Below are 13,169 nucleotides of genomic sequence, written 5' to 3' on the forward strand. Positions count from 1 at the left end.
GTCTATCCGCCCAGTGCCGCCTTGATGGCGGTGGTGGCGACGGCCAGGCCGATCTGCTCGCCGACACCGAGCGACCAGCGGCCGGCGGCGGCGAGGTGGCGGCGGACCGCGGACTCGTCGCCTCGCTTGGCCGCGTCCTGGGCGGCCTCGACCGCGGCGACCGAGTCGCGCTCGGATGCCGTACGGGCGGCCGCCGCGAGCAGTTCGCGCAGCTCGCCCAGCTGGCCGGCGAGCTCCTTGAGGTCGGCGCCGGTGTTGGTGGTCTGATTCGCGGTCACGTTGTCGACCCGGTTCTGGTTGCCGATGAACCCGGCGCTGACCGGGGCGTTGAAGATGTTGTCGCCTGGTGCCACGGCGTTGCCTCCATTGGCCTGGATCTGCATCACGATCTTGTTGGCGTTGTCGAGCTTGACGTTCAGCACGTCGATCTCCTTGCGGAAGGTCAGCTCGCGTTCGCACCGGCGCAGCGTGTTCTGCAGCAGCATGTCGGTGTCGCCGGTCGCCGGCCGCTGCGAGATGATCCCGTTGAAGACGTTGCGGGCGGCCACGTGCGCCGCGAGGTTCCACTGGTTCCGGGCCCGGCGGATCATGTCGCGGCAGTCCGCCCACCGGCACTCGTCGACCGCCAGCTCGGCCGAGGCCCAGCTCACCCATCCGTTGACCCGGGCCAGTTCCATCTCGTACAGCGAGCGGGCGTTGCGCGGCACCTGCCGGGCCACCGCCTCGTTGAGGATCCGTTCGTAGTGCTCGGCCGCCTCCTGGCCGGAGAGCACGGCGTCCCCGTAGTTGCCGTTCTGCGCCTCCCGCAGCGTCTCCACGAAACTCTGCACCGCCTGGATGTAGCGGATCCCGTCGCCGAGGTCGCGGCGCAGCTCCTCGTATTGCGCGCGGGCCGGCCCGTTCTCCGGGGCGCCCCCGTCGTCGGCCTGGTTGAGCAGCTCGTCGAAGGCCACGTGGGTGTTGTCGAAGGCCTGGTAGGCGCCCTTGAAGTCGCCGTTGCCCATGTGCGCCAGCCCGGCCATCATCTGGCTGGTGGCGGCGGCCAGGGTGTGCCGCAGCGCGCCGACCGGCTGCAACGGCAGGTCGCTGTCGGCGAGCTGGGCGAAGCAGCTCATGGCGGCGTTGAGGTTGCTCTCGGCCCCGTCGAAGTCGTTGGCCAGCCGGCGCTCCTCGGCCCGGCAGGTGAACTGCAGGCCCTCGGCCAGGATCACGTTGCCGGCGGCGACGTCGCGGATGCTCACCAGCCGGCGGACGTAGTCCGGCTCGCCGTCGAGCCGCTGGTGCTCGCGGTCGCAGATCTCCCGCTGGGTGTCGTTGAGCCGCAGGAACCGGCCGAACAGCTCGTCGGCCGCGGCGTAGCCGAACTCCTTCTGCTGCCGGGTGGCCTCGGCCAGGATCATGTCTTCGAGCGCGGACTCGGCCCGGACGTACCGGTCGAACTCGTCGACCCGCAGCTCGGGCAGCTTCTCGTAGTAGCCGACCTCGTCCATCAGGCTGGGGACGTCGTCCAGTTTCGACATCGACGGCGGCATCGGGTTGGGCGCGGTCATCCGGTCGCCTCGCCCAGCGCGTCGACCGCGAACGGCGGTGAGCCGTCGCCGCTGCGGTGCACGAGAATGCGGGTGCCCGGGGCCGGCTGATGCTCCAGGAGCCAGCGGTTGAGCGGGATCCGGACCCACTGCTCGAGCAGCGGGCTGCGAATCTGCCGGGCGCCGAGGGCGGCGCCGCCGCGGACGATCTCGTCGACCACCGCGCGCCCGATCGCCGCCCGGTCGAAGACGAGGTCGTAACCCCGGGCCTGAGCGGCGGCGGCGATCTGCTCGAGGAACTTGTCGCAGATCCCCATGATCACGTTTTCCCGGAGCAGGTCGAAGACCACGATGCCGCTGCCGAGCCGGCCGAGGATCTCCGGACGGCGCAGCCGGGTGGCGAAATGGTCGGCCACCGCCTGGTTGAAGTGCTGCTGGACGGCTTCGTAGGACATCGCCGGATCGGTGAACGTGCGGCGCAGGTCGCCGGAGCCGATGTTGGACGTGAAGATCACGATCGAGTGCGAGAAGTGCGCGGTCCGGCCCTGCCCGTCGGTGAGCCGGCCGTCGTCGATGATCTGCAGGAACTTGTCCATGATCTTCTCGTGGGCCTTCTCGATCTCGTCGAACAGCAGCACGCTGAACGGCCGTTCGAGCACCCAGTTGGTGAGCGTCCCGCCGTGCTCATGGCCGACGTAGCCGGGCGGCGCGCCGGTCAGCCGTTCGGCGTTGTGCTCCTGGCTGTACTCGCTCATGTCGAACCGGCGCAGCGCCGACTCGTCGTCGAAGACCAGCTCGGCCAGCGCCTTGGCGAGCTCGGTCTTGCCCACCCCGGTCGGGCCGACGAAGAAGAAGACGCCCTTCGGCCGGGTGCCGGTCTGCTGCCCGGCCGATACGAAGTCCAGCCCGACCCGGGCGTTGACCAGCACGTCGGTGACCGCCCGGACCGCGGCCGGCTGGCCGATCACCCGCCGCGACAGCAGCTGCTCGGCCTGTTTGATCTTGCCGATGTCGAGCTGTTCCCACGGGTCGTCGCGCAGGCCGAACCGGTGCCGGGCGACCAGCCGCCGGGGCATCGACGGCGGGATCCGGGCGACCTGCGAGGTGACGTTGAGCGCGCCGATGTCGACGATCGTCATGCCGTCGGTGAGGCTGGCCAGCGTGCCGGCCGCCTCGGTCAGCTGGTCGGCGGTCATCTCGTCGCCGCCGTAGTAACCGGCCACGTCGCCCCGCAGGAACGCGGCGCGTTCCGCGATGGCCGGCCGGTCGGCGAGGACGGCCGCCACGTTCGGATTGTCCCGGTGCAGCCAGGCCGGCAGGGCGGACAGGTCGCGGGCGACCAGGATCATCGTGTTGTGGTGCTGCGGGCGTTCCCCGGCCGGCGCCGAGTCGGCGCCGAGCAGCCGCCGCACGTACGCCACCTGGGTCACGTGGTCGCTGCTGAGCTGGGACGCGGTGCCGACGAGCAGGTCGGCCGACTCGACGATGAAGACGCACGGCCGCTCGACCTGGTTCATCAGCCGCAACGCGACCGCCAGCACGTCGATCGCGGTCCGGGGCGCCGCCGCGCGCCCGGCCAGCAACTGCTGCTCGAGCACGTCGGCCGAGGTGACCAGCCGGTTGCGGCGGGTGCCGTCGCCGTTGGCCGGTTCGGCCGGCGGGCGCGCGGGCGGCCGGGCGGCGGCCGGGTCGCCGAGGTAGCGCTGCACGAAGGCGCGGCTCGCGTCGTCGTGGTACGTCAGCCCTTCGACCAGGTTGTACCGGACGATCACGGTGAAGCCGGCGACCGCCAGGAACTCCTTGAGCGCCACCCCGAACGGCTGGTAGCGGTCGTTCCACCGGACCAGGTCGTCGACGTTGCCGTACAGCACGAGGTGCCGCCGCCGCTGCAGCTCGTGGTACGCGCGCACGAGCCATGGCGCGCCGCGCGGTGCCGCCAGCGTCACCATGGCCGGTTCTCCCGGGCCTGGGCGGCGCCCGGTCGGGGGAGGGGAAGTCGCCGCGCCTGGCCTCCGCCCTCCCAGCCGACCGTGCTCAGCACCACCCCGTCCTGGCCGGCCGACCTCTGCAGCAGGTTGATGAGGTCGAGGAGGCTCGCGCAGGCGGCGTCGCCGCGGCCGAGCCGCTGCTCGCGCTGCAGGACGTCCGAGGTGTAGAGCACGCGGTGGCTGTCGTCGGTGTCCGGCTCGACGATCACCGCGACGGTCTCGCCGCTCGACCGCACCGCCCGCAGGCCGATCGCGCCGTCCGAGCTCTCGGTCAGGCTGCCCGGATCGACCGAGAAGCCGACCTCGGGCAGGGCCCGGACCAGCGAGGTCAGGATCGCCCGCCGTTCGGCCAGCTCGTCGATGAGGGCGTCGAGCTGGCGTTCGATGCCGTCGATCCGGCGCTCCAGCCCGGCCGCGAGGCGTACGACGTCGTCGACCTGGCCGGCGGTCAGTTGGGTGCGCAGCATGCCCACGGCCTCGGCCGCGCGGTCCGCCTCGGGCAGCCTCACCTGCGCGGCCCGGCCGTCCTGCCGCAGCTCGGCCAGCCGGGCGTCGAGCTGCTCGATCCGGGCGGCCGCCAGGCGACTCCGGGACTGGTGGTCGGCGCGGGCGACGGCCGCCCGGTCGAGGTGCCGCTGCACCCGGTCGGTCAGGTCGTCGAGGTCGGCGGTGGCGGTGTCGCGCAGCCGCGCGTCGATGTCGGTGGTGCCGGCCGGGTCGTACCGGAGGCGGTCGGCGCGCCCGAAGTCCTCGATCGCGGCCTTCAGCACGGCGATCCGGTGGGCGCTGGTCTGCCGGCTCTGCTCGGCGATCCGGGTGCGCAGCCGGCCGATGCTGCGCTCGGCGCGGTCGAGGGCGGCGCCGGCGGCGGTGATCTCGTCGAGCGTGCCGGCCGTCGTGGCCAGCGCTTCGGCCTGGTCGAGGGTCAGGGTCGTGGTGGACAGGCTGGCCGGCGGCGCCTCGGCGGCGAGGGCGGCGAGCGCGGAGCGCAGGGCGTCCCGGCGGCTCAGCAGGCCGGCCCGCTCGCCGGACAGCGCGGTCCGCCGGGTCTGCTTCTCGGTGTCCTCGCGGCGCTTGCGGCGGGTGTCCCGGTCGCGCTGGAGCCGGTCGCGCAACTGCTGGCCCAGTTGCGCGAAGCTGTACTTCGGGGATCCGCTCATCGGGTGCCGCCGATCCCGAGAGCCTCTTCCAGGCGGCTCCGGAAGCCCGGCACCGGCGGCACGCCCAGCCACTGCAGGTGGCCGGCCGCGCTCACCTCGAACTGCAGCCCGACGCCCGGCTCGGTGCCGTCGCCGACGTCGTCGTGGCGTCCGGTCAGCCGGTGGATCCGCTGGTTGGCCGAGCCCCGCCAGCGCAGGTCGGCGTGCCGGTGCGCGAGGTAGGGCCCGTCGATCAGCAGGTCGAGCCGGCCGAGTAGCCGGCGCTGGTCGTCGGTGCCGCGCCGGCGCAGGTGCTCGAGGGTGAAACCGGTGTAGGCCAGCACCGACAGGTCCCGGCGCGCGCGGACGAGATCGATGAGTAGGGCGAGCGGTCCGGCCTGGGCGAACGGTTCGCCCCCGGAGACGGTCAGCCCGTCGGCGGCCTGCTCGGCGATGCGTGCGGCCAGGTCGGCGACCGGCACGTCGCGGCCGCCGTGCGGCGGAATCCACTACGGACTGACGCAACCGGCGCAATTCAGCGGGCAGCCCTGCACCCAGAGCGCGAACCGGGTGCCCGGACCCAGCACCGTGCACGCCGGATGGGTCTCGGCGACCGCGAGCGTCGGACCGCTCATGAGTTCAGGGCTCCGATGCAGATGAGCAGCACGACGACGCTGACGACCGCGATCAGGACGAGGGTCCGGGTGGAGATGCGCGGGGCGGCGTCCGCGGTCCCGGGAGCGGCCGGAACCGGCACCGGACCGGGCGAGGGGTCGGCGTACGGGGCCGGTGGCGGCGGCGGGTAGGCGAGCGGGGGCCGCGGCCGGGGCACGGCGCCGGCCATCGCCGGGACCCGCTGGGGAACCGGCGCGTCGGGCGGCGGCACCCACCCGGCCGGGGGCGGGAAGTGGTCGCCGAGCCCGTTGCGGATCCGGGCGCACCAGACACACTCCGGCGCCGACCGGTGGTACGCATGCCGCGGGTTGTACCGGCAGCCCATCAGCTCGTAGCCGGCCTGCTCCAGATCGTGCGCCCAGACCCGCCCGGTCGGCCGCGGGGACGGGTCGGCCGCCCCGTCCTCGAAGCACTGCCGGATCAGGTCGCGTATCCGCGCGGGCAGGATCTCGGCCGACATGCTGTCCGCGGTCGGCACCAGCCGGTCCGGCCGGGTCAGCCGGTTGTTGCGCTCCTTGATGTTCTGTTCGACGCTGGTCGACGGCGGCACCGCGGTGGACACGCCGTCGAACGGGTGCTCACCCTCCATGATCAACTGGCAGATCATCACACCCAGCCCGAACAGGTCGTGCTCGCGGGTCAGGCCGCTCTCGTCGAGCACCTCGGGCGCGGCGTACTCCGGGGTGAACTTGCTGCCCCGGAAGAACGTCCCGGTGACCGGATCGGTGAACTGGACGCCGTCACAGTCCAGCAGGGTCACGTGGCCGTGCCGGTCGACCAGCACGTTGGCCGGGCTGACGTCGCCGACCACGATGCCGGCGGTGTGCAGCATGTCGAACAGCCGGCCGACCCGCCCGGCCACCGCGAACGTGGTCCGCCAGGTCGGCTCGTCGAGCAACCGGATGCGGGCGGCGGCGTCGAGCAGGCGCAGCAGCGGGGTGCCCTCGATCCGGGACATCACGACACCGCGCAGTCGGCCCTGGTCGTCCCGCAGGGTCGTCCGCGGCCAGGCCACGTGCAGATGCTCGGGGCAGTCGCCGCCCCAGCGGACCGGGTCGAGCGCGGTCAGCGCGTCCAGCCGGGCACCCTCCCCGGCCGCGCGCTCGAAATCGGAGTAGATCTTGGCGCAGACGTGCGGCGAGTCGGCGACCGGATAGATGACACCCTCGGCGCCGCTGCCGATCTCCTCGTCGATCACGATGTCGACACCGCGGCCGCCGGGCGTGCGCAGTCGTCGCGTCCTCATCGGTGCACCGCCATCACCATCGTCTTGTCGTCCCCGGAGGACGCCGCGAACTCCTTGGACTGCAGCTTGCGGCTGAGTTCGCTGTGGTCCACGCCGGGCGTACGGAAGACGGCGAAATACGAGTCGAAATCCCGGGGCGCGTACGGATGACCGGTGCCGTCCGGGCCGCGGGCCACGTCGAGCATGCCGTCGATGAGGCCGTCCGTGCAGAGCGCCAGCCCGCGCGCGCCGGTCTCGACGATCAGGCCCGTCCGTACGTCGTGGGCCCGGCCGGCCGACGTCATGAAGACCGTCTCGTTAGCCGTCTCACGGTCCGACGGGGGTGGCACGACCAGGTGGGAGCCGCCCGGGGAACGCTCCATGACCAGAAAGCCGTCACCGACGCAGACGTACGAGAAGAAGGGCGGATCGGCGACGACGGCGAGAAGTGTGGTCGCGAACTCGGACCGGGCGACCGAGCTGACCCCGGTGGCGGTGGGCCGGGCCCGCAACGGCGTGATCGCCCGCTCGACCAGCTCGTCGAACTGGGCCAGGCACGCCTGCGCGTACAGGTCGGTCGCCTTCTGCCAGGCCGCGAGGGTGCGCGGCGCCCGCGCGAACACCTGGTTCGCCGCCTCCCAGGCGGCGTCCACCGACAGCCGGGAACCGTGCGCCGACCGCGGCTGCGACCCGGCCCCGTCGGCGACCGCGAGCAGGTGCAGGCCGTCGCCGACCGGCCCGGCCCGCAGGTTGTCCTGGTTCTCGATGCCGAGGCTGGTGTGGTTGGGACCGGCGATCGACGCGGAGATCACCCGCCAGCCGGCGTCGAACCGGCTACCGGCCATCCCCGCTCGCACCTTCCTCGTCGAGCCAGCGGCGCATCTCCTCGTTCTTGCGGTTGTCCCGCTGGAAATGCTCGTAGATGACCTCGGCGGGCGCGTCCCGGGACTCCGCCTGCGCCGATCCGATGCTGGTCGAGACCAGCCGCAGGACCTTGCTGAAATCGGTGTCGCCGAGCAGGTACCAGGCCTGCGGGGCCAGGCCGCGGAGCACGTCCTGATCGGCGCCGCGGACGCCGAGCGCGAAGAACAGCAGATGCTTGCCGGCCTCGTGCTGGCGGAGCATCGCGGCGACGTCGCGCCAGCGCTCGGTCCGCTTGCCCTGTGGGTCGGTCGGCACCCCGTCGGTGATCAGATGCACCATCGGGCGGTATGCCAGCCCGAGCCCCTCGGCGGTCAGCTCGCCCTTGCGGACGCTGAGCACCTCGAGCGCGTACTGAATCGCCTCGACCATCGGCGTGACGCCGTCGGCGGCCAGCTCGGGCGGGTTGAAGTCGCGCAGCGGCACGAACGGGCGGCTGGTCTGACCGGCCACCTGCCCGCTCGGATCGATCGCCACGACGTGGTCCTTACCGAAGGTGATCATCGCGATCTCGCCCGACATCTGCAGCGCGTCGTTACCGCGCAGCTCGGCGCACCACTTCTGCAGGGCGTCGTTCAGCTCGTCGATGGCGCCGGTCTGGCGCATCGAGAAGGACGTGTCCACCACCAGCGTGATGAGCGTGCGGTTGCGGGCCTGCCGGACGGGAAGGGCGTCCACACTCATCGGTGAACCTCCTCGGTTACGCGACTGGAGACAACGATCGCGTCGTTGCCCGGGGTCATGGTGAGGACCGCCAGGGGCTGCCCTGGATACACCCGCTCGCCGGGATTCTCGAGGTGTGCCCAGAGGGTCATTCCGTTCGCATCGACATATCCGCCCTCGGACCCGAACAGCGTCCGGGCGACGACACGGCGGCCGAGGGCCTCGCGGACGTCGCGGGGGAGAGGACCGGGCGGGTCGGCCGGGGGCGCCGAGACCGGGGGACGCCGCGGCTCGGGTCGGCGGGGCGCCGGGGCCGGGGTGGTCCTCTCCGGGCGCGGCTCGACGGCCCGGCGGACGTCGTCCGGAATACCTTCGGCGGCGGTCGACTGCACGCGCCAGGGCCAGTACCGCCAGCGGGTGGACCGGGCCGCGAAGTAGAACGACCCGGCCGCGATGATCGTCATGACCAGACCAGCCTCCAAAGCCGCCGTGCCGTCGAAGTCGTCGCCCGCTTCACGGTCGGCGATGCGTACGAGGCTCCCTTTCGACGGCGGATCGCCGGAGCCGAACAGACCGTTCACCGTCGTGATCGGATCCACGCCAGGGGGCACGTCGACGCGATTGGTGACCTTGCGCAGAATCGGACAGGATTTCGGGAGGGTGACGTCGGTGCATCCGAAGATCAGCTGGTTATCGGCCGACGGCATGCTGATGATCAGCCAATCGGCGCCATCGACCTTGTCTTTCTCGAGGGCTTTGGCGAGCGCTCCGTCGTCGATCGGATTTGTCTGAAGATTGACCAGCGCGACCCGCACATCTTTCCCGTCGGCGGCCAGCGCTCCGGTCGCCAACGGTGCCAGGATCAGGATCGCGGCGGCGACCACCGCGATCCCGGCGAGCCACAATCGATCGGCCGCGGTTACCTTCATGGGGCTCAAGATAGACCCGCGATCGACTACCCCGATACGCTCGGACAGCTTCCGGCAGCACGTATGACCGAACGGTCAATTGCTTCCGATCCGATTCGGCACGCCAATCCGGCTACCCTCGATGATCGTCTTTTCCGATCCCCGGAAATCGTGAAGAATAACCGCGGCAATCCGATCATCAATCGGGCCGGAAAAGATTGTGGTCAGGCCTCGTCGCCCGTGCCCAGCTGGAAGAGGACCTGGCTGCCGGCGCGCCGCGACTTGGCGCGGTACATGGCTTCGTCGGCGGCCCGGACCAGCGACGCTGCGTCCGCCAGCGGGGCGTGGTGCGCGTGCGCGATGCCGATGCTCGCGGTGACCACGAGATGGCGACCGGCCAGCCAATAGGGCTGGTTGAGCGAGGCCTGGATCCGCTGGGCCATCGTGGCCGGAGCGTGGTCGTCGTCGAGCGCGTCCAGCAGGACCAGGAACTCGTCGCCTCCGAAGCGGCCCGCCGTGCCGTGGTCGCCGAGCCCGGTGCGCAGCCGGTCGGCGACCTCGACCAAAACCTGGTCGCCGACGGCGTGGCCGAACGTGTCGTTGATCAGCTTGAACCCGTCGAGATCGACGAAGAGCACGGCCACGTCCGGCCGGCGCTCGGGCCCGGGCGCGATCGCCGCGGCCAGCAACTGCAGGAAATGCGCGCGGTTGGGCAGCCCGGTGAGGTGATCGTAGAGGGCGCTCGCGCGCAACTGCTCCGTCTGCTCCCGGAGGGTACGCAGAACGGCCTGATAGTCGAGCGCGACGGTCAGGAGCGCGGCCCACTGGTTGATCGGCTCGCGCCCGGTGGCCGCCTGGAGGTCGACCCGGTCGACCGTCGCGAGCAGTCCCCAGTCGCGGTCCCGCACCCGCACCGGCACGACGAACGTCAGCGTGCCCGGCTCGGCGCGGGCCGCGTCGAGGATCGCCGGCGGCGGGAACCCGCTGGCCAGAACCGGTGGCAGAGCCGAGGACGGGGCCGGGCGGCGGAAGTGGCCGACGATGTCGAGCCTCTGGTCGCCGGGGCCGGGCGTCTCGGTCCACAGCCCGAGGCAGCCCGCGCGGGCCGAGGTGCGCCGGAGCCAGCCCAGTTGCCGGGGATCCTCCTCGTGGCTGCGGAGCAGGTCGAGGCTGATGTCGTACTGGCTGCTCAGGGCCCGCCGGAGCCGGGTGCGCTCGCGGTACTGCGACCGGCCCTCGGCGCGCAGCGTCTCGGGCGCGCGCACCGCGTCGGCCTGGCTGTCCGGGAACTCGGGGGCCGGGCAGCCGCACGACTCGCGGACGACCAGCCGCGTGGCCACCTCGTGCCGCACCGGCCGGCCGCCGCTGCCGTCCATCGCCGACAGCAGTGCCTCCGCCGCGGTGGACCCGACCTCGAAGAGCGACTGTCGGATGGTGGTCAGGCGCGGCTCGGTGAACGACGCGTCGGTCAGGTCGTCGAAGCCGATGATCGCCTGGTCGGCGGGGAGCCGGCAACCGGCCGCCGTGAGCACCCGCATCACGCCGATCGCGTTGAGGTCGGTGCCGGTCAGCACCGCGGTCGACGGCAGGCCGGCGGCGAGCATCGCGTGGGCCGCGCCTTCGCCGCCGGCCTGCTGGTTGTCGACCGCTTCAAAGATCAAACCGGGGTCCGGCGCGAGGCCGTTGTCGATCAGCGTTTGACGGTACGTCTCGTAGCGCTCCCGCTGATCGAGAGCGCCCATGAAGCCGGCGAACGCGATGCGCCGGTGCCCGTGCCGGATCAGGTGCTCGACCGCCGCCCGCACCCCGACCCGGTTGTCGGGAAAGACCGTCGGGCACTCCAGTTCGGGGTAGTCGTGGCTGACCACGACGACCGGCCGGCCGGTGGCCTGGATCTCGTGCAGGTATTTGGCGCTGGCCGCGTTCACGATGACGACGAAGCCGGCGGCGTGCTCCCAGGCCAGTGGGTGCGGCGGGTGCGGAGGCTCGATCAACTCCAGCTGATCGGTGCCCGCGTCGAGGGTCTGAATGGCGACCACCGCGGCACCGGCGCCGGACGCGACCCGGGCGATCCCCTCGATCACACCGCCGAAATACCACCCGCCGAGGAAGGGGGAGAGCACGCCCAGTACGGGCCCGTCGGCCATCGTGCCCCTTCCCCACGCCACGCTACGCAGGGCAGACCCTACCGCTACTCCGCTCCTGTTTCGTGATCCGTGATCCTCCTAGCCGCCGTGACCGCCGTTGCTCTTGTCGCAGTCGGTGCCGATGACCTGGAGGAAACAATCGTTGGTGTCCGCCGGCGGTGGCGGCGGTGGGGCGACGCCGTTGCCGAACCTCGTCGGGTCGCCGGTCTTCTGGCGGGGCGGGAAGTCCTTCTTGTCGTACCCCTTCGCCTTGGCCGAGGCGTTCAGGAACATGTCCCAGATACGCGCCGGGGTGCCGGCGCCGGCCATGTCGCGACCGCCGTACTCCTTGGGCTCGTGCATTTCGAGTTTCTTGCCGCTGGCGCCGACCCAGACCGTGACCGCGAGTTGGGGAATGCCGCCGACGAACCAGCAGTCACCGGACCCGATGTGCCCGTCCCGGCCATCGTCGAACTCCCATGTGCCGGACTTGGCGATCGACTCGCGACCGCCGTTCAGATCGCGGCCGTCGGCCTTGACCACCTCGCCCATCACGGCCGACTCGTTGGACATCGTGTCGGCGGTGAAGACCCGGTTGCCGCTGGTGTTCTCGGTCAGCAGCGTCTCCTTCGCGCCGGTGTCCGCGTCGACCCGGGTCACCGACTTCACGAAGTGCGCGTTGTGGTGCACGCCCTGGTTGACGATGGTCGCCACCCCCTCGGCGTGCTCGAGCGGCACGACGCGGTACTGCCCGAAGGCGACCTCGTTGTCGAAATAGCCGGACCGCGTCCAGGTCTTCTCGTCGGTCCTGGTCAGGTCGACCGGGGTGTGCTTGCCGTCCTGGAAGAGATGTTTGAGCCCGGCCTCCTTGGCCGCCTGGATCACCTTGCCGCGGCCGATCGCGTCCGCGATCCAATAGAAGGGGAAGTTGTACGACTTGATCGTCGCCGTCTCCAGATCGCAGTCACGCCCGTTGCCGTCGCACAGCTCACCGGGGTCGGCGCCGGCGTTGTTGATGACGGTGTTGTTGCGCCGGCGCCGATCGGCGTCCCATGTGGAGTCGAAGGACAGGCCCTCCTGCAGTCCGGCGGCGAGGGTATAGATCTTGAAGCTGGACCCCGGGGACTGGCCACCGTTGATCTCCGTGCCGTCGCCGGACAGGTAGCCGGCGTAGTCGAGACCGTTGGGATCGTCGCCGCCGTAGTAGCCGAGCACCCGCCCCGTCTGCGGATCGATGCCGATGACCGCGGACTGGTACTTCGAGCTGAGTTTGTGCATCGGCGAATCGGCGCTCTTGCGGGAGCCGGCGTTCTCGGCCGCCTTCTGCACCTGCGGATCGATGGTGGTGGTGACGGTCAGGCCGCCCTGCTCGAACGCCGAGTCACTGATCCCGGCCGCGTTGAGCTCCGCCTTCACATGCCGGATGACCATGCCGACCGGCTTGTCCGCCGCACACGTCTTACACGTATCCGTACTCGGCTTGCGCACCGCCGGATACTTACGCTGGTCATACTGCTGCTGAGTGATCCAGCCCATGTCCAGCATGTTCTTCATCGTGTATTCCCACCGGCCCTTGGCCCCGGTGAGGTTGTAGTTCGGATCAAACCCCGCCGCACCACCCTTGACCGGATACGGCTGCTTGATGATCGACGCCAACACCGCCGCCTCATACGCGGTGATCGCGTTCTTCTGCCCCGCCGGCGTCGTCACCGACTTACCGAAATAACCCTGCGCCGCCGCCTCGATCCCCTGCCGACCCTCACCCAGATCGATGTAATTCAAATACATCCCCATGATCTGGTTCTTGTCGTACTGCGACTCCAACTTGCGGGCGATCACCGCCTCCCGCAACTTCCGGTTGATACTGATCGCCTTCAAATTCGCGACATGCCGCGCATACTGCTGCGTGATCGTCGAAGCACCCTGCGTCGCGCCGCCGGTGAAGTTGTTCCACGCCGCCCGGACGATGCCCTTCATATCAATACCGTGATGGGT

The 13,169-nt window shown here is 70.9% G+C and carries 9 protein-coding genes and 1 pseudogene; all 10 read right to left on the reverse strand.

Annotated features, from left to right (window positions below; all coding sequences use genetic code 11):
* Positions 1 to 2 precede the first annotated feature (2 nt).
* Positions 3 to 1,550 (reverse strand): hypothetical protein, encoded by a 1,548-nt coding sequence (locus AB0M88_RS06160; protein ID WP_364096130.1) that lies wholly within the window; start codon positions 1,548 to 1,550, stop codon positions 3 to 5.
* Entirely contained in the window at positions 1,547 to 3,478 is a 1,932-nt protein-coding gene (locus AB0M88_RS06165) for an AAA family ATPase (protein WP_364096133.1), read from the reverse strand. The genes AB0M88_RS06160 and AB0M88_RS06165 overlap by 4 nt, the downstream gene beginning before the upstream one ends.
* On the reverse strand, positions 3,472 to 4,677 hold the full coding sequence (locus AB0M88_RS06170; protein WP_364096136.1) for a hypothetical protein: 1,206 nt from the start codon (positions 4,675 to 4,677) through the stop codon (positions 3,472 to 3,474). The genes AB0M88_RS06165 and AB0M88_RS06170 overlap by 7 nt, the downstream gene beginning before the upstream one ends.
* Positions 4,674 to 5,291 (reverse strand): annotated as a pseudogene (locus tag AB0M88_RS06175) (4Fe-4S single cluster domain-containing protein). Before AB0M88_RS06175 ends, AB0M88_RS06170 begins: the two are co-directional and overlap by 4 nt.
* On the reverse strand, positions 5,288 to 6,577 hold the full coding sequence (locus AB0M88_RS06180; protein ID WP_364096139.1) for a protein kinase: 1,290 nt from the start codon (positions 6,575 to 6,577) through the stop codon (positions 5,288 to 5,290). Before AB0M88_RS06180 ends, AB0M88_RS06175 begins: the two are co-directional and overlap by 4 nt.
* Positions 6,574 to 7,401, reverse strand: a complete 828-nt coding sequence (locus tag AB0M88_RS06185; protein WP_364096142.1) for a protein phosphatase 2C domain-containing protein — start codon at positions 7,399 to 7,401, stop codon at positions 6,574 to 6,576. The genes AB0M88_RS06180 and AB0M88_RS06185 overlap by 4 nt, the downstream gene beginning before the upstream one ends.
* Entirely contained in the window at positions 7,391 to 8,161 is a 771-nt protein-coding gene (locus AB0M88_RS06190; protein ID WP_364096145.1) for a VWA domain-containing protein, read from the reverse strand. The genes AB0M88_RS06185 and AB0M88_RS06190 overlap by 11 nt, the downstream gene beginning before the upstream one ends.
* Positions 8,158 to 9,069, reverse strand: a complete 912-nt coding sequence (locus AB0M88_RS06195) for a hypothetical protein (RefSeq protein WP_364096148.1) — start codon at positions 9,067 to 9,069, stop codon at positions 8,158 to 8,160. Before AB0M88_RS06195 ends, AB0M88_RS06190 begins: the two co-directional genes overlap by 4 nt.
* A gap of 203 nt (positions 9,070 to 9,272) precedes the next feature.
* Positions 9,273 to 11,216 carry a GGDEF domain-containing protein gene (locus AB0M88_RS06200; RefSeq protein WP_364096151.1) on the reverse strand — a complete coding sequence of 648 codons (1,944 nt, stop codon included), beginning with the start codon at positions 11,214 to 11,216 and terminating at the stop codon, positions 9,273 to 9,275.
* A gap of 57 nt (positions 11,217 to 11,273) precedes the next feature.
* The coding region (locus AB0M88_RS06205) for a transglycosylase domain-containing protein (RefSeq protein WP_364096154.1) at positions 11,274 to 13,169 on the reverse strand (1,896 nt) is incomplete at its 5' end.

It is taken from the genome of Actinoplanes sp. NPDC051411 (genome assembly GCF_040682075.1).
In the GTDB taxonomy this organism is placed as follows: Bacteria; Actinomycetota; Actinomycetes; order Mycobacteriales; family Micromonosporaceae; genus Actinoplanes.